The organism is Marinobacterium zhoushanense (assembly GCF_014641945.1).
Taxonomy (GTDB): Bacteria; Pseudomonadota; Gammaproteobacteria; order Pseudomonadales; family Balneatricaceae; genus Marinobacterium_D; species Marinobacterium_D zhoushanense.
Genome location: NZ_BMIJ01000001.1, coordinates 666,557 through 686,593, shown reverse-complemented (window position 1 = coordinate 686,593; position 20,037 = coordinate 666,557). Strand labels below are relative to the sequence as shown.

The window sequence follows — 20,037 nt, the reverse complement described above, 5'->3', positions numbered from 1 at the left end:
ATCTTGTGTGTGTCCTTTTCACTTTGAGGCTGCATCAATGCTATTTCAGTCCTGCATCAATCGGTTTCCGATAGGAGTTCCGCCATGGCTGTGGCCAGTGCTGCCGAAAGGCTGATGGCGTTGCTTGAGTGGCGCACCGCTTCGCAGGTGACTACGTCGGCCGCTGCCTGCAAACGCTGCCAGGCGTCGCCGGCAAACAGCCCGTGTACGGCGATAATGGTCGCCCTTGGCATGCCCAGTGCCGCCAGGTGCTCGAGTGTTTCCAGCATGGTTCGGCCGCTGGAGATGATATCGTCGACCAGTACCGGGGTGTGGTGTTGCCAACGCTCCACTTCCGGCAGGGATACGCTGACGTCATAGTCGCCATGCCGCTCCTTGTTCAGTACCTGGAACGGCGCCTCGGCCAAGGCGGCTACCTCTGAGACCCACTGCTCGCTTTCACTGTCGGGGCCGATCAGCAGCGGTTGCTCGATATGTTGCTTGATCCACTGAGCGATCATCGGCGCCGCGTGAACGACCCGACTTTTAAGGGTATAGATCTCGTCGAGCGAGGTGTAACGGTGCAGATGAGGGTCGGTGGTCACCAGTAGGTCGAACGCGTCCGAAAGCAGGCGGGCGAAGGGACGCGAGCTGACGCACTCGCCCGGCTGGAAGCGTTTATCCTGGCGCATATAGGGCAGATAGGGGGTGATCAGGCCGATGCGGCGGGCGCCGAGATCGCGCAGGGTATCGGCCAGAAACAGCAGGCGCACCAGCTTGGTGTCGGGTTGATACAGGTTGCATAGCACCAGGCAATCGCGTGCGCCGACCTCGCTGTGTACCCGCAGGTAGCTCTCGCCATCGGGGAAGTGACGTTGCTCAAGCTCGCCGAGTTCTGCCCCCAGTGCGCTGCGCAGGCGAGAGGACAGGTCGGGATCGGAATCCAGGTTAAACAGAATGGGTTGCATCAGAGGCTCTCCTTGCCGTTGCAGCTCAGTGACAGGACCAGTTGGTGATCGGTCAGGTAGTCGACGGCATAATTGAGCTCGCCGGCGTTTTCGGCGTGGATGGTCAGCAGTGGCTGGTACTGCTCCACGCGGTCACCGATCTTGACGTGCAGCTCGATACCGGCTGCCGGGTCGGCGGGAGCGCCGGCCAGCTTGGCGATCTTGGCCAGTTGCCGGTTATCCACACCCAGTACTTCGCAGGCTTGCGGCGCTACCAATGCATAGCGATAGGGGGCGACCGGCGGAGTTTTCAGCCCGCCCTGGGCTTCGCAGATGCGACGGAACCTATCCCAGGCTTCGCCGGAGTGGATCACCTCCAGGGCGCGGTTCTGGCCCTGACCGGGTTCTTCTGCGCCGACCATCTCCAGCATGGCGCCCGCGATCAGGCTCGAGCGCTCCAGCAGGTCGGCAGGTGCATCGGGCTTGTTTTTCAATACCGCCAGAATATCGCGCGCCTCCAGTGCCGGACCGATACCGCGACCAACCGGTTGGCCGCCATCGGTGAGCAGCACCTCGAGCTTCAGTCCCAGGTTGTTGGCAACGGCTTTAAAGCTGCGGGACAGTCTCTCCGCTGCTTCCTGGCTGCGCACCTTGGCCGTGGGGCCGACCGGAATGTCGATCAGGACATGGGTTGCACCGGCGGCCAGTTTTTTGGACAGCACGGAGGCGATCAGCTGCCCCTCGCTGTCGATGTCCAGCGCCCGTTCCACCTGGATCAGCAGATCGTCGGCCGGGCTCAGGCGCACCGAGCCGCCCCAGGCCAGGCAGCCGTGTTCCCGGTTGACCACCTCGCGCATCTGCTCCAGCGTCAGGCTGACGTTGGTCAGGGTTTCCATGGTGTCGGCGGTGCCGGCAGGGGAGGTGATGGCGCGCGATGAGGTCTTGGGTACCACCAGACCGCAGGCGGTCAGGATCGATACCACGATAGGGGTTGTTCGGTTGCCGGGCAGGCCACCAACGCAGTGTTTGTCGATCACCTGCTCCAGACCCCAGTCGATGCGGCTGCCGGCCTTGACCATCGCTTCGGTCAGGGCGGTGATCTCGTGATCGCTGAGGGCATCGTCGCCACAGGCGGTGATGAACGCGGCCAGGTGCACATCGGCGTAGCGCCCCTCAACGATGTCATTGATGATGCTCTGCAGCTGCAGTTCATCCAGTTCGTGTCCATATACCTTGGCGCGAACATAGGAGAGCGATTGTACCGGCCGCGGGTGGGAGAGCCAGATCTCGGCATTAGGCTTGAGCTCAAGCCGTTGCCAGGCGGATTCGGAGAAGCCGGCCTGATCCGGCTCGAGCAGATCGGAGCAGACGATGTTCAGCGAGGCGATGATATGCCGGTCCTGGCAGTTGACGGTGATCCTGGACAGGCTCTCGAACCCTTCGGAGCGGCAGACCGGGCTGTCCTCGCGCAGATACAGCGTGGGTTCGTGGTGGGTGTTGATTCCGAGACGGCGGGCTTTCAGGGGCGCCATCTTCTCCGGCGTGAAACTCATCGCGGACAGATCCTCGGCCGTTGTTATATTTTCTCTGATAGTAACCCAAAGGATGCCTGACGAGTATGAGCTGATGCAGCCTTGGGCTCCCTGAGTGGACCCTGGGCTGATAGAATGTCGCTCTTTCGTTATCAGCCAGCGCAGGATCGCTCTTCATGGAACGTAGTTACCGTTTGGTTCTCTCTTGCCCGGACCGTGTCGGCATCGTCTCGATGGTCAGTAATTTCATCTCCAGCCACGGCGGCTCGATCACCGACGCCAACCAGCACTCCGACCCGATCAGCGGCTATTTTTTCATGCGGGTGGAGATCAATGCGGCGTCGCTGCCGTTTTCCCTGGAGCGCCTGCGCGAAGCCTTCACTCCGATCGCCAGCTCCTTTGCGATGGAGTGGGATATCACCGACTCGACACAGCCGAAGCGGGTGATTCTGATGGCCAGCCGGGAGTCGCACTGTCTGGCCGATCTGCTCTACCGCTACCACAGCAATGAGCTGTTCTGCGAGATCCCCTGCGTGATCTCCAACCATGAGGATCTGCGCTCAATGGTGGAGTGGCATGGCATTCCCTACTACTGCGTACCGGTGGATCCTGCTGACAAACAGCCCCATTTTCAGCGTGTCGATGAACTGATTCGTGAGCATGATGCCGATACCGTGGTGCTGGCGCGTTATATGCAGATTCTGCCCACTGAAGTGTGCGATCGTTACACCCATCGCATCATCAATATTCATCACAGCTTCCTGCCCTCGTTTGCGGGTGCGCGGCCCTATCACCAGGCTTACGACCGCGGCGTCAAGCTGATCGGCGCGACCTGTCACTATGTCACGCCGGAACTGGACGCCGGACCGATCATCGATCAGGAGGTGACCCGCGTCAGTCATCGTCACCTGCCGGAGGAGATGGTACGCCTGGGGCGTGATGTGGAGAAGCTCGCGCTGGCGCGTGGGCTGCGCTGGCACCTGGAGGACCGGGTGCTGGTGCACGGCAACAAGACCGTGGTCTTTGCCTGATCGATATCGGTATCCGCGCCGGTACGCTAGTATGAGATGCTGTAAACCCAATAAGAGAGTCCGCTAAGCCCATGAGCTTCACCTTCCCGGAAAAGCCGCTGCTGATCTACCCCTCGCTTGCATGCCGCATCGGGGTGGAGCCCGCACTGCTACTTGGCCTCTACCATGAGGCGGTAGAGCGCAGTGGCATGACCGATGAACGTGGACGTTCGGAGCTGCTGCTCTCGCGTGCTCAGTGGTTGGCCTTGGCGCCGTTCTGGGACGAGGTGCGCCTGCGTGAACTCAGTGAGGCGCTGGTCGCGCAGCAGATGGTTGAGATTACCTGGGGCAGTGCCGGGAACCTGCGCCTGAGGATGCCTGCGCCCAAGCCGGCGCCTGTTGCGGCTGAAGCGCCAGCGTTACGAGCAGCGGCAGCTGAAACTGCGCCGCAGCGCACATCTGCGCCGGCGGAGCCGGTACGCCGTTTGCCCGTTGTCGATGAGCCGCCACCGGCACCGCGTCCGGTTCGCCAGGCCAATCTGGCTCAGCGTCGGGGGCCGGCGCCGACCTTTGGCGGCAGCATCGGCTGGCGCCGGCACAAGGATGAGCTGGAGGAGATATTCGAGCAGGCGGAACAGCGCAACCAGAAGCTGCAGGCGATGTTTATCGGCTGGCAACCCTCCGAGCTGTTTCATCAGCTGTTGCCACGCTACGCGATCCCGGCCGAGTTCGCCGACGGCTGTATCGACGAGTTCGTGCTCTATTTCCTCGACAAGGATCGCAAGGAGAGCAACTGGGATCAGAAGTTCCTCGCCTGGGTCAAGCGCGAGTGGGTTAAGAAACAGACACAGGATGCACGCGACAAGCGCTATCAGCAGGAGCGTGACTCTTCACTAACGGGGGCCGGCAGCCATGAAAACACCCGACCAGATTCTCGGGAAAAACGCAAACGGGTTACCGCAGCGATCATGGACATCAAGGACACCGACTGGTAATCAGGACGCTGAGCCGCGGGCTCAGGCGCAAACGATCACGGTCGAAACCAAGGCGCTGGTCAATATGATCTTCGCCCGGTTTATGGCGATCTACGGCCATAAGTTCAAAAGCTGCTTCGAAACCGAGGATGAGATCCGTATCGCCAAGCGTGAATGGGCGCTGAGCCTGCGCGGTTACGGCGAGGGTGAGCTGGTGGCGGCGGTCAATCGCTGCAAGGAGACACTGGCCTGGATGCCCACCATCTCCGAGTTTCTGGCAATCCTGCGCGATATCGGCGGTGATTTCGGCTTGCCGGTCACCCGCGATGCCTACATCGAAGCCTGCATGCATGCCGCGCATCCGCGCCGACATCGCTGGAGTCATCCGGCGGTCTACCTGGCCGGGCGCAATACCGGCTGGTTCGAGCTGCGTAGCGAGGATGAGGCCGAAGTGCTGCCCCGTTTTCGCTACCAGTACGAAGTGCTCTGTCGGCGGGTGCGCGAGGGTGAAGAGCTGGAGCTGCCGGTGGTGCCGGCGATCGAGAACAAGCAGGACAGTACGGTGGCCCGGTATATGCTCGCGTTTGCCGAAGAGCAGGGCCTGGAGCCGGAGTTCGCCTGCTCGTTACTCTATTACCTGACCCTGCCCAAGGGCAGCGCCACCCGCGAGCGCATGAAGCAGCAGGCCCAGGCACAGCTCGACGCGAAAGGGTTGCAGATCGAACTGCCCGATCAGGCCGGCGCCATCGTCAACCGATAGCGCGTTCTCTTACTTAGTGACCGGCGAACGATTGGCCGAACATCTGACCAATGGCGCTGGATAAGGCGTCACTGCGCGCCGGGTTGCGAAACGCGTGCATGATCAGGGCGCGCAGGGCGGGCATGAACATCAGATCCGCCAGCACCCGGCTGAATCCCGCCTGGCCCGCCTTGCCTGCCGCCAACCGTTCAAGGAAGATCAGTAATACCTCAGGTGCCTGCAGCGCCAGGGTGCAGCGGCTGGCGATGGCGACAATCACCTCCGGCTCCAGTGCGTGTGGCGACTGTAGTACGTTCAGCACCTGCTGCTGCTTGAAGGTCTCGTCCTGAATATTGGACAGGCCACGGATCAGTGCGGCCACCAGAAGCGGGTCGGTGTCACTGCTCGGCAGCAGCCGCTCCAGGCGTGCGGCCAGGGCGTCACGTACGGCCGTCGGCGGGACAGCGTGCTCCAGCAGCGTCGCTATCGACGCCAGCGCCGGTAGCGGCAACTCCGGTATGCGACGGGCCAGCGCGGCGGCAATGCTTTTGTCATCAAGCCGCACCACCAGGTCAGCCAGTCCCTGCAGGGCGAGATCGGTCCAGCGCTCCAGCGGCAACTCGCCGTTGATATACTCCTGCGCCGTTTCGAAATAACCCGATGCCTGTGCGCCGGTGGCCTGGGCGGCCAGCGCGTGGAAGATCGCCATCTTCTCCTGATCAGGTTTGAACGCGAAGGGGTTATCCTTCAGCGCATCCTCCTCCAGCGCGCCCTGACGGGCGTTGACCGCGTTCTGCAGCAGTCGATGCACCAGGTCGTCGCGGGCCGCCTGAACCAGGTAACCCTGTTCATCCAGCGGCAGTTTCAGAAACCAGATCGCGTTCTGTTCCCGCTGCTTGGGGTGCCAGATCAGCACGCCGATCCAGGCGTGCTGGAGAAAGGGCGAGGGATAGGGGATCTGGGCCTGTTCAAGGCGCTCGAAGTTGTCAGCGCTCAGCTTGCTGACCCGGCGCCCCATATCGAACAGACGGAAGGCGGCACCGGCCTCGCGCAGGACCTGGATCAAGGTGGGTTGCGGGGTGCTGGTGCTCATCATCTCTCCTGCGCGTTGGTATCGAGGGCTCTTGTCGAGGGGGTAGCGGCGAGGGGGTATTCTACCAGCCCGGGCTCAGCCGCTGAACAGCCGCTCCTCATCCGCTTCCACCTGACTCGGCTCGCCGGCCAGGATCAGAATGTCCCCTGCCTCAAGCAGCTCTTCCGCCGGCGGCGAGCCAAGTTCGATATCGCCGCGGCGCAGGCTGATCACTTCGGTTTTCAGCTCCAGGCTGTCCAGCGTGCGGCCGGTGGCGTAACACCCCTCGGTCAGAGTGACCGGATGACGCAGCTCGTTTGGCGTGCCGGTATCGGTCACCTTGCGCGAGCGCTGGCCGTGCAGGAAACCGTGCAGCATCTGGTAGCGCTGGGAGCGCACGGCGTCGATACGCGAACGGATCTCCTCGGACGGCACCTCCAGCAGGGTGAGGATGTGGGAGACCAGCATCAGGCTGCCTTCGAGCGCTTCGGGCACCACCTCGGTGGCACCGGCGTTCTGGTACAGCTCAAGCTTGCTGTCGTCCTGGGTGCGCACCAGTACTGGCAGGTCCGGGTAGTTGCGCTTGATCTGCTTCAGTGCCGCCATGCTTTCGCTATGATCGGGCACGGTCAGGATCAACAGGCGTGCCCGGTCGGCACCGATCGCCTTGAGGATGTCGCCGCGGCGGGCATCGCCGTAGTACATCGGCTCTCCGGCCTGGGCCGCTTCATGGGTGCGGAAGGGGTCGGAGTCGATGGCGATATAGGGGATGCCGATGGGCCGCAGGAAACGTGCCACGATTTGGCCGACACGACCGAAGCCGCAGATGATGACGTGATTCTCCACATGTGCGGTTGCACTGTTCAACTCCTCCAGGGTGGGCGGAGCAAAGTCCCCAGCAGGCGAACTTTCCGGCTGTTTCAACAGTTTCGCTGAGAGGGGGCCGTTGAAGTGGATAAGTACAGGGGTCAACACCATGCTCAATATGATGGTTGAGGTGATCATGGCGTTGAGTTCGCTGTCGATCATGGCGTGGCTCAAACCCAGCGCCAGTAGCGCGAAGCCGAACTCGCCGCCCTGGGACAGACACAGGCCGGCGCGCAGAGCATTGCGCGAGTCATGGTTCAGGCGGCCGGTGACCAGTGCGATGATGGCCGCTTTCAGCAGCATCAGGCCGAGCGTGAGCAGGATCACCCAGTACCAGTTATCGATCAGCGTCTGCAGGTTCAACTGCATCCCGACGGTGACAAAGAACAGGCCCAGCAACACATCCCGGAAGGGGCGGATATCCGCTTCCAGTTGGTGCTTGTAGTGACTTTCCCCCAGCATCATGCCGGCGAGGAAGCCGCCCAGTGCCATGGACAGTCCAGCCGCGTGGGTCAGCCAGGCCGCTGCCAGTGCCGTTACCAACGCCATCAGCACGAACATCTCGTCGGAGCGGGAGCGCGCAATTTCGTTAAACAGGGCGGGCAGGATGGTGCGGCCCAAAACCATCAGTAACAGCAGCAGACCGGCTCCCTGAAGCAGCGAAAGCAGCAGGGTATTGGTGTCGATTTCGCCACCGTCGCTGCCCAGAACCGGAACGATAATGAGGAAGAATACAGCGGCCAGGTCCTGAAACAGCAGTATGCCGAACGACAGCTGTCCGTGAGGGGCGGCGAGTTGGTTCAGGCGCAGCAGCTCTCGGGTCACGATGGCGGTGGAGGAGAGGGCCAGGGCTCCGGCGATGACGATGGCGCCGCGAAACTCTATACCCAGGCCGATCGATATCAGGATCAGGATCAGCGTGGTCAGTATGACCTGAAGCGAACCGAGCCCGAATACCAGCTTACGCATGGCGATCATGCGCGGCAGGGAAAACTCCAGTCCCAGCATGAACAGCAGGAACACCACGCCGAGCTCCGACATCAACGTCATCTGGTGCGGATCGGTCACCTGCAGCGCATAGGGGCCGAGTAGCGCGCCAATACTCAGGTAGGCGAGGATCGGTGGCAGGTTGAAGCGGCGAAACAGGGTGGTGGCCACGACCGCGCCCACCAGAATCATCAACAGCTGTTCAAAAAGATGGTGTTCCATTCAGGTTTTCCATAACACGGCACGATCGGTTTCAGGTAGCGTCTGTTACCGCCTGATCAAGTTGCTCGAGCAGTTCGAGCAGGTGTTCCGTGTTCTCCTCCATCAACTTGAATGCCTCCTCGGCCATGGGCGCGACCGCGCAGCTCTCCGGCAGTGGCAGTTGCTCCAGTACCAGGTGCTGCAGGCGCGGCAGCAGCAGCCACTGTACCCACTCGTGGAACTCCAGAGTGTCGATACAGAACGGCTGCTGGCTCATCAACGCCTGGGCGTCGGGCATGGTCTGAGACCAGAGATCAAGCGCGCGCATCTCGCGTTCGATCTCCATCAGCAGGGGCAGGACCTGTTGTGCCGGGGTCACCTTTGCCTCCGCGCGATCTTCAGCGTATCAGCGATCATGAACGCCAGCTCCAGTGACTGGTCGGCATTCAGGCGAGGATCGCAAAAGGTGTCGTAGCGGTCGGCGAGCCCCTCCTCGGTGATCTGGTAGGCGCCGCCGATGCACTCGGTAACATCATTGCCGGTCATCTCGAAGTGGACGCCGCCGGCATAGGTGCCTTCGGCCTCATGGGCCTCGAAGAAGCCCTGCATCTCGTGCAGGATGGCGTTAACGTTACGTGTCTTGTAGCCGTTGGATGCCTTGATGGTGTTGCCGTGCATCGGATCGGAACTCCAGACCACGCTGGAACCCATCTGCTGCACGGAGCGGATCAGCGGCGGCAGTTTTTCAAGGATCTTGTCGGCACCCATGCGCGCAATCAGCGTGATACGGCCGGCTGCATTGTGCGGGTTGAGGATCTCGAGCAGGCGGCGCAGGTCGTCGACATTGGTACTGGGCCCCACTTTGATGCCGATCGGGTTCTTCACTCCGCGCAGGAATTCGACATGGGCGTGATCCGGCTGTCGGGTACGGTCGCCGATCCAGAGCATATGCGCGGAGCAGTCGTACCAGTCACCGGTCAGGCTGTCGCGCCGCGTCAGCGCCTCCTCGAAGTTCAGCAGCAGCGCTTCGTGGGAGGTGTAGAACGCAGTCTCCTTGAGCTGCGGTGTGTTGTCCGCATTCAGCCCGCAGGCCTCCATGAACGCCAGGGTCTGGTCGATCTGCGCCGCCAAGTGCTCATATTTCTCATGCTGCGGGGTCTGAGAGACAAAGCCGAGATTCCATTTGTGCACCTGGTGCAGGTCGGCCAGGCCGCCGCCGGCAAAGGCGCGCAGCAGATTCAACGTGGATGAGGACTGGTGGTAGGCCGACAGCAGGCGCTGCGGGTCCGGTGTGCGCGCGTCCGCGGTGAACGCGATGTCGTTGATGATATCGCCGCGGTAGCTGGGCAGTTCGACGCCATCGATGGTTTCGGTACCGGCCGAGCGCGGTTTGGCGAACTGTCCGGCCATGCGGCCGATCTTGACCACCGGGCAGCTGCCGGCAAAGGTCAGCACAATCGCCATCTGCAGCAGCAGCTGGAAGGTGTTCTTGATCTTGTTGGCGTTGAACTCGGCAAAGCTTTCGGCACAGTCGCCGCCCTGCAACAGGAACCCCTCACCACGACTGACTGCGGCCAGCTCATCCTGCAGAGAGCGGATCTCGCCGGCAAACACCAGTGGTGGGTATCTGCCGAGCACCTCTTCGGTCGCAGTCAGGGCGTTCAGGTCGGGGTAGACCGGCTGTTGAGCGATCGGTTTTGCCCGCCAGCTGCGGGGGCTCCAGTTAGGCATAGTGGGGTGTCCGTAAACGTCTTGTATAAGCGGAATTGATTGATTCGTTTAGTGTATTGGATCGCGGCGTGCAAACAAAGGCGTAGAGCTGTGTAAAAGGCGTAAGTCGACGGGGAATGCGCCCGATCAGGACGCAGCGCGAATGCCGTTCAGGTTGCGGAAGGTAACTTCGCGCGCGGTATTGAGGAAGTCGATCATGAAGTCGGCATTTTTCTGGTCCTCACGCATGGCGGCATAGAGCGTGCACCAGAGGCCCTTTTCGCCCAGCGGCCGGGCGGCAACATAATCCCGCTCCAGGTACTGGTGTAGCGCCCAGTTGGGCAGGGCGGCAACGCCGCGTCCGCTGGCGACCAGTTGCACCATCATCACGGTCAGCTCCGCGGTGCGCTGCTCGGCCGGCTCGATATTCTCGGGGTCCAGGAAGCGGGTATAGACATCGAGACGGCTGGTGTCGACCGGATAGGTGATCAGTGTCTCCTGGCTGAGGTCACGTGGATGGATGAACTTCCGCGCGATCAGGCGGTGCTGGCGGCTGAGGGCAAGTACCGATTCGTAGCTAAACAGCGGGACATAGTGCAGGCCATTTCGTGGCTCCGGATCTGAGGTGATGACCAGGTCCAGATCGCCGCGGGCGAGCGCGGGCAGGGGCTGGAAACTGAACCCTGTCGATAGGTCCAGCTCAACCTCGGGCCAGTTTTGGCGGAAGTGGTCGATCGTGGGCATGAGCCAGTCGAAACAGCTATGGCATTCGATGCAGATGTTCAAGCGGCCCGCCGCGCCGCCGGCCAGGCGTGCAATGTCGCGCTCGGCGTTGCGAATCATCGGCAGCATGTCATCGGCCAACGCCAGCAGGCGTTGCCCGGCACTGGTGAAGCAGATCGGCTTTGTCTTGCGGATAAAGAGCGAGCAGTTGAGGCGGTCTTCCAGATCCTTGATCTGGTGGGAGAGCGCGGATTGCGTCAAATGGACCCTTTCGGCGGCTTCGACAAGGCTACCCGCGTCGCGCAGTGCGGACAGGGTTTTCAAATGACGTAGTTCTATCATACCTGACTGACTCTCTCTGTCCTCGAAAGAAGGCGCTGAAGGCCAGTATAGACGGCCCGCCAGGCTCTGGCGAGAACCTGGCGGGCCGTTGAGCAGCTGTTTCAGCTTATCAGTGAGTAATCAGCGCGGTCCGATAAGGAGGAATTCCAGCAACGCTTTCTGTGCGTGGAGCCGGTTTTCCGCTTGATGGAAGGCTACGCAACGCGGGTCATCCATCATATCTTCGCTGATCTCTTCGCCGCGGTGGGCGGGCAGGCAGTGCATGAACAGTGCGTCATCCGCGGCCAGGTCCATCAGTGCCGGTGTCACCTGGTAGCCGCGGAACTGACGTTCGCGCTGGCGTTGCTCATCTTCCTGGCCCATCGATGCCCAGACATCGGTGCATACCAGATGTGCGCCTGAGACCGCTTCTTCCGGATTGTTGAACACGCTGACGCGATCGGCGTTCTGCTGTACCAACTCTTCGTTGGGGGCAAAATCCGGGGGGCAGGCAACACTCAACTTGAAGTCAAACTGACGCGCGGCGTTGATGTAGGAGTTGCACATATTGTTGCCGTCACCGACCCAGGTCACGGTCTTGCCCTTGATCGAGCCACGCAGTTCGTTGAAGGTCTGCATGTCGGCGAGCAGCTGGCAGGGGTGAAAGTCGTCGGTCAGTGCGTTGATAACCGGTACTTTCGAGTATGCCGCGAAGGTCTCGACCACTTCGTGGCTGAAGGTGCGGATCATGACGGCATCGACCATGCTGGAGATGACGCGGGCGCTATCCTCCACCGGTTCACCACGGCCCAGCTGAGTGTCCCGGGGGGACAGAAACATGGCGTGACCGCCGAACTGCGCCATGCCGGACTCGAAGGATACCCGGGTTCGGGTTGACGCCTTTTCGAAGATCATCGCCAGCACGCGGTTTTTCAGCGGCTCGTAGATCTCGCCGTTATTGCGCATCTGCTTGAGCTTGCTAGCCCGTTCGATAATGCCTTGCAGCTCTGCCGGCGTCATATCCAGCAAAGTCAGAAAGTGTCTAATACTCATAGTGTCAACTGGCGGCCAAGCCGCCGGTTCCAGAGGTCAAGTGGATAAATTGGCAGCGTGTCAATCGGTGCGCTCATCGCCCGAATAGACGCGGATAAGCTGCGATACAGTGTTGATCATGAGGTCGGCCTCATTCTGGCTCATGATCAGGGGCGGTAGCATACGCACCACCCGGCCGCCGCCGGTTACATTCAGCAGCACGCCTTTTACCTTGGCCAGCACGGCCAGTTCGGTTCCGGCTTCGGTGAGTTCGATGCCGATCATCAAGCCCTTGCCGCGGATCTCGCGGATGTAGGGGGCGTCGCCCAGTTTGGCGCGGAACTGGTCGACGATGTAGCGTCCCAGCTCTTCGACGCGTTGGCAAAGGTTTTCGGCACTGATGGTATCAATTACGGCCAGGGCTGCGGCGCATGCAAGCGGGTTGCCGCCATAGGTTGTGCCGTGGGTGCCCGGAGTGAAAAGTTTCGCGGCATCGCCACGCGCCAGGCAGGCGCCGATCGGCACACCGTTGGCGAGGCCTTTAGCCGTGGTCACCACATCCGGCAGAATGCCGTTGTGCTGATAGGCGAAATAGCGCCCGGTACGGCCGTTGCCAGTCTGGACTTCATCCAGCATCAGCAGCCACTGTTGCTGGTCGCAGATATCACGCAACTGGTTCAGGTAGTCCGGCGCCGGTATGTGCACGCCGCCTTCGCCCTGTACCGGCTCAACCAGGATGGCAACGATGTTGGGGTTCTTGGCCGCAATCTGGCGTACTGCGTCGATATCGTCGTACGGCACACGCACAAAGCCGGAAACCAGCGGCTCGAAGCCGGCCTGGGCGGAGCGGTTGCCTGTAGCGCTCAGCGTAGCGAGGGTTCGGCCGTGGAAAGCGTTCTCCATTACAATGATGGTAGGAAGGTCGATCCCCTTCTGATGACCGTAGCGGCGGGCGAGCTTGATCGCCGCCTCGTTGGCTTCGGCGCCGGAGTTGCAGAAAAACGCATTCTCCATGCCGGAGGTCGAGGTCAATTTTTCCGCCAGCTGCTCCTGCAGCGGAATGGTGTAGAGGTTGGAGCAGTGGATCAGGCGCGCGGCCTGGTCACTGATCGCACTGGTGACGGCAGGATGGGCGTGACCCAGTCCGGTAACGGCGATGCCGCACAGGGCATCAAGATAGCGGTGGCCGTCAGTGTCGTAAATCCAGACGCCCTTGCCATAGTCAAAGGCGACCGAGAGCCTGTTATAGGTGTTCATCAGTGGCTGTAACGACATCGGGCGTTTCTCCCTACAACGCAAAAAGGCAGCCGGAGCTGCCGAAAAAACCGACATTCTATGTGGGGGTTAGTGTTTTGGCAATAATATTGTGTCAGGCTTTCTGTTTGTGCTTCCTGTGCTATCTACTTGAAACAGCTCGTGCTGGCTCCATATACAGAAGGTAGTGGGCACGCGTCTGCCGTGGCTGGATATTTTATTAATCCCAGTAAGGCGGTAGGATATAGCCTGTGATGAATCGAGCTGCCTGGTGTCGACTGGGTGGCTTTAGGTACAGAATCTATTTAACAGCAAGGTGTAACCATGAGCGTAGTCGATACCATCAAAGAGCAGATCGAAAGCAATTCGATTCTGCTATATATGAAGGGCACCCCCCGCTTCCCGCAGTGTGGTTTCTCTTCTCGGGCCTCGGAAGCGCTGGTCGCTTGTGGTGAGCGTTTCGCCTTTGTGAACATCCTTGAGGCGCCGGAGATTCGCGCCGAGCTGCCAAAGTATGCCAACTGGCCGACCTTTCCGCAGTTGTGGGTAAACGGCGAGCTGGTCGGTGGATGTGACATCATCTGCGAGATGGCGGAAAGCGGTGCGCTGCAGGAGCTGGTCAGCGCCGCTGCCAAGCAGCAGAGTGATTCAGAAGAGGCCTGATCGAGCTGGCGATAGCGAGTCTCAATCAAGCATATAGCTGGGCTCTATTAGAACCCGCATGGTTAATCAGGTAACGTCAAGTTTTTGATTATTCCAAGAAAATCTCAACTTAGCATGGAGAGTAGAGAACAATGGGCGTACTCGTAGGTAAAAAAGCACCGGACTTCACAGTTGCCGCTGTACTGGGTGATGGCAGCATCGTTGACAGCTTCACTCTGAGCGACGCGATCAAAGGCAAATACGGTCTGGTTTTCTTCTACCCGCTCGACTTCACCTTCGTGTGTCCTTCAGAGTTGATCGCTCTGGATCACCGTATGGATGCGTTTGCTGAGCGTGGGGTTGAAGTGATTGGTGTTTCCATCGACTCCCAGTTCACTCACAACGCATGGCGTAACACTCCGGTCAATGCCGGTGGTATCGGTCCGGTCAAATATACACTGGCGGCTGACACCAAGCATGAGATCTGCCAGGCGTATGACGTCGAAGCTGAGGGTGGTGTGGCGTTCCGTGGCGCGTTCTTGATCGATAAAGAGGGTGTGGTTCGCTCTCAGATCGTCAATGACCTGCCGCTGGGCCGTAACATGGACGAACTGATCCGTCTGGTTGATGCACTGCAGTTCCACGAAGAGCACGGTGAAGTCTGTCCGGCTGGCTGGAACAAGGGCGACAAGGGCATGAACGCTTCTCCGGAAGGCGTTGCTGCGTACCTGTCTGAAGAGTCAGACAAGCTGTAACAGCTGTCTTGAAACTAAAAAAACCCGCTCAGGCGGGTTTTTTTGTGTCCAGTGGCCTGCGCGCTCGCTTAGTCTCGTGTCGCCAGTACCATCTCCCAGCCGCCTAAATCCTTCCAGCGGTTGACGATGGTGCAGAACAGCTCGGCGGTCTTTTGCGTATCATAAAGCGCTGAGTGGGCTTGCTTGCCGTCGAATTCGATTCCCGCTACGTCACAGGCGCGGGCGAGGACGGTCTGACCGAAGGCAAGGCCCGCCAGGGTTGCGGTGTCGAACGTCGAGAATGGGTGAAAGGGGTTGCGCTTGATGTCGGCCCGATCAGCCGCATTGCAGATAAAGCTGTGATCGAAGGCGGCGTTGTGGCCCACCAGAATGGCGCGCTTGCAGTCGTGCGACTTTATCGATTTGCGTACCGGTTTGAAGATCATCTCCAGTGCGTCGAGTTCGGTCAGCGCTTCCCGCTCCGGGTCGAAGGGGTCGATGCCGGTGAACGCCAGTGCTTCGGGTTCGAGGTTGGCACCTTCGAACGGTGCGACCTTGGCGTCGAAGCTTTTGTCCGGGATCAGGTAGCCCTGCTCATCCATGGTAAGCGTTACTGCGGCTACCTCGAGCAGAGCGTCGGTACGGGGGTTGAAGCCTGCGGTCTCCACGTCGATGACAACAGGTAGGAATCCGCGAAAACGGTCGGACATGGGGTGTTTAGAGGAGGACAATAGGTTTCCTTAAATCAGGCGCTGTTGGTTGCTGTCGATCGTGTATGAGACCATTCTAACAGTCATTGGTTGGAGGGCAATTGTTGTGCCCGTCAAGGAGGGTTAAAGCCTTAGGCTGGGCGGCCGATAACTTCCTGATACTATGGGGTGGTCTTGATCAGCCCTCTGCTCTGTGTGATGGGAATCCTTTGGATGCGTTTCTGGTTGCTGTTTTTCGTGCTGTGTTTCTCGTTTCGGTATGCGGGGGCGGTGACCTTTCGTGCGTCCATAGACGATTCTCAGTGGGAGATGGAGAGCTCTCAGTTCATCTGCAGGCTGCAGCAGGAGATCCCCTCATACGGAGTGGCCGCCTTTGAACACCAGGCTGGGGAGGCGGTGCACTTTACCCTGACGCCGACCCAGCGGCAGCAGGTTGAGGGGCAGGCGAAGCTGGTGGCGGAGGCTTCGCCCTGGCAGCCCGGGATCGATCCGCAGCTGCTCGGCGTGGTCAGGGCGGTGCCGGGTACCGGGGTTATCGAGGTGCCGGCGGAGCTGGCCAAGAATATGCTGGCTGCGCTTTACCGCGGGATGACGCCCACGTTCAATACCGATCAGTGGTATGGCACGCCGGAACTGCTTAAGGTGGGTATATCGGCTGCCAATTTCCAGTCGGCCTATATCGATTATCTGAACTGTATCTCGGGACTGCTGCCGGTCAACTATCGCCAGGTTGCACGGACCGCCGTGCTGTTTCCCTCGGGGCAGACGGCGTTGTCGGATGCTACGCGGGAGCGCTTGGCGTTGATTGCGACCTATGTCAAAGCCGATAACAGCGTGCAAACGATCTATGTTGACGGCCACTCGGATAATCTGGGGCGGCGATTGCTGAATCGGGATCTGTCCAAGAAGCGTGCGGAAGATGTGGCGCGCTATCTGATACAGCAGGGGGTGCCGGAGGAGCGGATCGTGACCCGTTACCACGGTGAACGCTATCCGGTGGTGCCCAATACCAGTGCCGAGAATCGGGCGCGAAACCGTCGCGTCACCATACGCCTCGAGCGAGAAGAGGCGCCGGTGCGTTGATAATCACGCTGGTTATACGACGCCCCGCTTTCTGATATACTTTCGCGCTTTCCGCTTTTAATGACCGGTCCTCGCAGCGGGGGCCGGATTTCTGTGATCTGGAGTCGCAACATGTCCGATATTAAGAAGGTCGTACTGGCTTACTCCGGCGGTCTGGATACCTCCGTGATCGTCCGTTGGCTACAGGACACCTATAACTGCGAAGTAGTGACCTTTACCGCTGATCTGGGCCAGGGTGAAGAGGTCGAGCCTGCACGCGCCAAGGCGCAGGCACTGGGTGTGAAAGAGATCTACATCGAGGACCTGCGCGAAGAGTTCGTGCGCGACTACGTCTACCCGATGTTCCGTGCCAATACCATCTATGAGGGTGAGTACCTGCTCGGTACGTCGATCGCCCGTCCGTTGATCGCCAAGCGATTGATCGAGATCGCCAATGAGACCGGTGCCGATGCCATCTCTCATGGCGCTACCGGTAAGGGTAACGATCAGGTGCGCTTCGAGATGGGCGCTTATGCTCTGAAGCCTGGCGTCAAGGTGATCGCGCCCTGGCGTGAGTGGGACCTGACCTCTCGCGAGACACTGATGGCGTATTGCGAAGAGCGGGATATCCCGGTCGACTTTGCCAAGAACAAGAAGAAGTCTCCCTACTCCATGGACGCCAACCTGCTGCATATCTCCTATGAGGGTGGCATTCTCGAGGATCCCTGGGCTGAGGCGGAAGAGGATATGTGGCGCTGGAGCGTTGCTCCGGAGCAGGCTCCGGATCAGCCGACCTACCTGGAGCTGACCTACCGCAAGGGAGATATCGTCGCAATCGACGGTAAGGAGATGACTCCGGCCGAGGTGCTTGCCTATCTGAATAAGATTGGTGGTGAGAACGGTGTCGGGCGTCTGGATATCGTCGAGAACCGCTTCGTTGGCATGAAGTCTCGCGGTTGCTACGAAACCCCGGGAGGTACCATCATGCTTAAGGCGCACCGTGCCATCGAATCGATTACCCTTGATCGCGAAGCGGCGCATCTGAAGGATGAGTTGATGCCGCGCTACGCCAAGGTCATCTATAACGGTTTCTGGTGGTCAGAAGAGCGCAAGATGCTGCAGCAGATGATCGATTACAGCCAGCGTAACGTAAACGGTGATGTGCGCGTTAAACTGTACAAGGGTGCGGTTTCCGTGGTTGGTCGCCGTTCCGAGGATAGTCTGTTTGACGAGAGTATCGCGACATTCGAGGATGATGCGGGCTCTTACAACCAGAAAGATGCAGAAGGGTTTATCAAGTTGAATGCACTGCGTATGCGCATTGCGGCCAGCAAGGGGCGTAGCCTGCTGGATGACTAATCACGCACGTAATTAGTGACTTCAAGACCCGTCGGCAAACCTGCTGGCGGGTTTTTTATTTCTGGTACCCATATTTCCGGTACTTTTTCCTTTCAGTACCAAGGGGGAGGGCAGCTTTTTTTGCTAATAGGCTGATTCTCATGCTACTTTTGCGAAAATTTGGCTGTCTCTGAGGTTATGGAAACTCTGTTCTCTGGAAAGTCGGCACTGATACTCGACAAGAAGCTGGAGGACCTACAGTCTCTGCGCTCGATCCTGTCAGGTATGGGGTTTGGTGAAGTGCTGGCGGCCTCATCAGTCAATATGGCGCTCAGTATGTTGCGTGAGCTGCCGGTCGATTTCTGTTTTCTCTGCTACGACCTGGGGCGTGACGAGAAGAACGGGTTGCAGCTGATGTTGGAACTCCAGGCTGAGGGGTTGCGACGTTACAGCAGCTGCTACGTGCTCGTTATCGAGCCCGAGAAGTCGGACCTGTTGCTCGGTTCCCCGGAAAACTCCCCCGATATCTATATATCCAAACCCTACGACAGGGTCAGGGTCGGCCAGCAGCTTGAGAAGGTGATGCGGCTGAAGCGCAACCTTGGCACTGTTGAGGAGTTGCTGGACAAGGGTGAGTGGGAACAGGCCTTGGACGAGTGCGAGGCGCTGGAGGAGAACTACCCCGGGATGCGGGTCTATCTTCAGCGCTTGAGAGGTGCTGTCCTGCTGCGCCACAACGAGCCGCAGATGGCGTATGAGACCTTCGGTCTGTTGATGGACGGCCGGGATCAGCCCTGGATACGTATCGGGTTGGCGATCGCAGCTGCGCGCAGTGGCTGGTTCAATCAGTCTGCGGAACAGCTCGATAAGGTGATCGGCGATCAGCAGATATGCATCGAGGCGTTCGTCTGGCGAGCCCGACTGCATCGACTGCGTGGCGCCTTGTCCGATGCGCAGAATCTGCTGCGCCAGGCAGTCGTGTTGCAGCCGACGGTCGCCCTGTTGCAGGGTGATTTGGGTAACGTCGCGGCGATGAATGGTGATGCCCGGCTGGCCGTGGAAGCCTTTCGTGCCGCGATCCGCTACAGTCGCTACTCCGCTTTCCAGCATCCCGATTATTATTTTGGTCTGGTGAGGGTGTTGTTAGAGCGGATGCTCGGCAGCGGACGAGGCTCCGATGCTGAGGAGGAAGCGATCCGCATGCTGGAGCAGGCGCAGCGTGATTTTCTCGATGTTTCTGTGATCCATTTCAGGTGTCGTTTGCTATCCGGCGAAGTCTACCGCAAGGTCGGTGACCTGCAGAGTGGCGAACTGGCGGCGCGGGACGCGCTCAATCTATACCAGGAGTTGACGCTTGATGAGCGACTGATGTGGCTTGATCAGTTGGTTGAGGGCGTTGACGGTACCAGTGTTGCGGATGAGGTAAGTGGTTTCCGGCAGGAGTTGACCAAGCAGATGGCGGGGCTGAAGTGGGGCCGTGCCAACTTGAAGGGGATGACCCAGTTCCGTCACGGTGAGTTGGATCCGGCACTGGACTCGTTTCTTGAGGCCTACGAACAGCAGCAGGGCAATCCGGGGGTTGGGTTGAACCTGGTGCAGACGGCGCTGGAGATCATCCGACGGTCAGCGATGCCGATGTTGGAACGTGACCTGCTGGCGCTTTGTGACGAAACCCTCTATGCGTTGAATTATGCAGCGCTGACGCCCAAGCAGAAACAGCGCTATAAGGGGCTTGGGGAGCGTTTGTCCGAGGTTGTAGGGCGGTTGGGGCGTGGTGCCGATTGATACCGATCGGATAGGTTGAGGATGATCAGAAAAGCTGATCTTCCTCATCTAGAAAGCTGCCACCGTTCGGGGCGCTATCACCCTCGGTATCCATGGCGAGGCCCGCCTCCTGTCTAGCCAGGTTGCGCGCCAGTTTACGGCTGAGTAGCTTCTTCTGGGCCGGCATCGGCAGGTCGGTAAAGCGTATCAGGTGCTGGCTGACCAGAGTGTCGATCAAATCTTCCAGTATGCGGATCGTCGATTTGTCCGATTGGTCCAGAAAGGTGTCGGGGTCGAACTCCTGATTGCCGTTGTTCATCGACAGGAATTCGAGCACCGCCGGGTCTTTCAGGCTAACCTCGCGGCCACCGCTTTCAGGCGATTCGGACAAGCCAGTTACCTTTCCTTGTTCGTCAAACTTGGCGTATAGCATCAGCCT

The 20,037-nt window shown here is 59.7% G+C and carries 19 protein-coding genes; 8 read left to right on the top strand and 11 right to left on the bottom strand.

Features of this window, described 5'->3' with window-relative positions; all coding sequences use genetic code 11:
- Window positions 1–56: 56 nt before the first annotated feature.
- Together IEX40_RS03175 and IEX40_RS03170 are read right to left on the bottom strand one after the other, a co-directional pair.
- Window positions 57–947 carry a ribose-phosphate pyrophosphokinase gene (locus tag IEX40_RS03175; RefSeq protein ID WP_188745630.1) on the bottom strand — a complete coding sequence of 297 codons (891 nt, stop codon included), beginning with the start codon at window positions 945–947 and terminating at the stop codon, window positions 57–59.
- Window positions 947–2,479: a thymidine phosphorylase family protein gene (locus IEX40_RS03170; protein ID WP_188745629.1), complete on the bottom strand. Its 1,533-nt coding sequence runs from the start codon at window positions 2,477–2,479 to the stop codon at window positions 947–949. Before IEX40_RS03170 ends, IEX40_RS03175 begins: the two co-directional genes overlap by 1 nt.
- 155 nt (window positions 2,480–2,634) lie before the next feature.
- Here IEX40_RS03170 and purU point away from each other — a divergent pair, with 155 nt between their 5' ends.
- The 3 genes from purU to IEX40_RS03155 all read left to right on the top strand — a co-directional run bounded on the left by purU (window position 2,635) and on the right by IEX40_RS03155 (window position 5,202).
- Complete coding sequence (gene purU, locus IEX40_RS03165; RefSeq protein WP_188745628.1) at window positions 2,635–3,489, top strand: formyltetrahydrofolate deformylase; 855 nt, start codon at window positions 2,635–2,637, stop codon at window positions 3,487–3,489.
- 71 nt (window positions 3,490–3,560) lie between these two features.
- On the top strand, window positions 3,561–4,463 hold the full coding sequence (locus tag IEX40_RS03160; protein WP_188745627.1) for a DnaT-like ssDNA-binding domain-containing protein: 903 nt from the start codon (window positions 3,561–3,563) through the stop codon (window positions 4,461–4,463).
- A 64-nt stretch (window positions 4,464–4,527) separates the two neighbouring features.
- The gene (locus IEX40_RS03155) at window positions 4,528–5,202 is read left to right on the top strand and encodes a replication protein P (protein ID WP_188745626.1); all 675 of its coding nucleotides are present in this window, start codon (window positions 4,528–4,530) and stop codon (window positions 5,200–5,202) included.
- 13 nt (window positions 5,203–5,215) lie between these two features.
- On the opposite strand, the gene IEX40_RS03150 is transcribed toward IEX40_RS03155, so the two are convergent.
- The 7 genes from IEX40_RS03150 to IEX40_RS03120 all read right to left on the bottom strand — a co-directional run bounded on the left by IEX40_RS03150 (window position 5,216) and on the right by IEX40_RS03120 (window position 13,369).
- The gene (locus IEX40_RS03150) at window positions 5,216–6,274 is read right to left on the bottom strand and encodes a DUF3549 family protein (protein WP_188745625.1); all 1,059 of its coding nucleotides are present in this window, start codon (window positions 6,272–6,274) and stop codon (window positions 5,216–5,218) included.
- A 75-nt stretch (window positions 6,275–6,349) separates the two neighbouring features.
- Window positions 6,350–8,329 carry a monovalent cation:proton antiporter family protein gene (locus IEX40_RS03145; RefSeq protein ID WP_188745624.1) on the bottom strand — a complete coding sequence of 660 codons (1,980 nt, stop codon included), beginning with the start codon at window positions 8,327–8,329 and terminating at the stop codon, window positions 6,350–6,352.
- A 31-nt stretch (window positions 8,330–8,360) separates the two neighbouring features.
- Window positions 8,361–8,687, bottom strand: coding sequence for a YqcC family protein (locus IEX40_RS03140; RefSeq protein WP_188745623.1), 327 nt, complete (start codon window positions 8,685–8,687; stop codon window positions 8,361–8,363).
- On the bottom strand, window positions 8,684–10,039 hold the full coding sequence (locus tag IEX40_RS03135) for a class II 3-deoxy-7-phosphoheptulonate synthase (RefSeq protein WP_188745622.1): 1,356 nt from the start codon (window positions 10,037–10,039) through the stop codon (window positions 8,684–8,686). The genes IEX40_RS03140 and IEX40_RS03135 overlap by 4 nt, the downstream gene beginning before the upstream one ends.
- 126 nt (window positions 10,040–10,165) lie before the next feature.
- Complete coding sequence (locus IEX40_RS03130) at window positions 10,166–11,083, bottom strand: LysR family transcriptional regulator (RefSeq protein WP_188745621.1); 918 nt, start codon at window positions 11,081–11,083, stop codon at window positions 10,166–10,168.
- Between the two features lie 120 nt (window positions 11,084–11,203).
- A complete protein-coding gene (gene argF, locus IEX40_RS03125) occupies window positions 11,204–12,115 on the bottom strand; it encodes an ornithine carbamoyltransferase (RefSeq protein WP_188745620.1) in 912 nt (303 codons plus the stop codon).
- A 60-nt stretch (window positions 12,116–12,175) separates the two neighbouring features.
- Window positions 12,176–13,369 carry an aspartate aminotransferase family protein gene (locus IEX40_RS03120; RefSeq protein ID WP_188745619.1) on the bottom strand — a complete coding sequence of 398 codons (1,194 nt, stop codon included), beginning with the start codon at window positions 13,367–13,369 and terminating at the stop codon, window positions 12,176–12,178.
- Between the two features lie 303 nt (window positions 13,370–13,672).
- Here IEX40_RS03120 and grxD point away from each other — a divergent pair, with 303 nt between their 5' ends.
- Both grxD and IEX40_RS03110 read left to right on the top strand, forming a co-directional pair.
- The gene (gene grxD / locus IEX40_RS03115) at window positions 13,673–14,011 is read left to right on the top strand and encodes a Grx4 family monothiol glutaredoxin (protein WP_188745618.1); all 339 of its coding nucleotides are present in this window, start codon (window positions 13,673–13,675) and stop codon (window positions 14,009–14,011) included.
- 131 nt (window positions 14,012–14,142) lie between these two features.
- Entirely contained in the window at window positions 14,143–14,745 is a 603-nt protein-coding gene (locus IEX40_RS03110; protein ID WP_188745617.1) for a peroxiredoxin, read from the top strand.
- Between the two features lie 68 nt (window positions 14,746–14,813).
- Here the strand turns inward: IEX40_RS03110 and rnt are convergent, their stop codons facing one another.
- Window positions 14,814–15,434, bottom strand: coding sequence for a ribonuclease T (rnt, locus tag IEX40_RS03105; RefSeq protein ID WP_188745863.1), 621 nt, complete (start codon window positions 15,432–15,434; stop codon window positions 14,814–14,816).
- A 213-nt stretch (window positions 15,435–15,647) separates the two neighbouring features.
- Between rnt and IEX40_RS03100 the strand changes: the two genes are divergently transcribed.
- The 3 genes from IEX40_RS03100 to IEX40_RS03090 all read left to right on the top strand — a co-directional run bounded on the left by IEX40_RS03100 (window position 15,648) and on the right by IEX40_RS03090 (window position 19,619).
- Window positions 15,648–16,517 (top strand): flagellar protein MotY, encoded by an 870-nt coding sequence (locus tag IEX40_RS03100; protein WP_188745616.1) that lies wholly within the window; start codon window positions 15,648–15,650, stop codon window positions 16,515–16,517.
- 111 nt (window positions 16,518–16,628) lie between these two features.
- On the top strand, window positions 16,629–17,855 hold the full coding sequence (locus IEX40_RS03095) for an argininosuccinate synthase (protein WP_188745615.1): 1,227 nt from the start codon (window positions 16,629–16,631) through the stop codon (window positions 17,853–17,855).
- Window positions 17,856–18,032: 177 nt separating this feature from the next.
- Window positions 18,033–19,619, top strand: a complete 1,587-nt coding sequence (locus IEX40_RS03090) for a hypothetical protein (protein ID WP_188745614.1) — start codon at window positions 18,033–18,035, stop codon at window positions 19,617–19,619.
- Between the two features lie 25 nt (window positions 19,620–19,644).
- Here IEX40_RS03090 and IEX40_RS03085 read toward each other — a convergent pair whose 3' ends face one another.
- The gene (locus IEX40_RS03085) at window positions 19,645–20,031 is read right to left on the bottom strand and encodes a hypothetical protein (protein ID WP_188745613.1); all 387 of its coding nucleotides are present in this window, start codon (window positions 20,029–20,031) and stop codon (window positions 19,645–19,647) included.
- Between the last annotated feature and the right edge of the window lie 6 nt (window positions 20,032–20,037).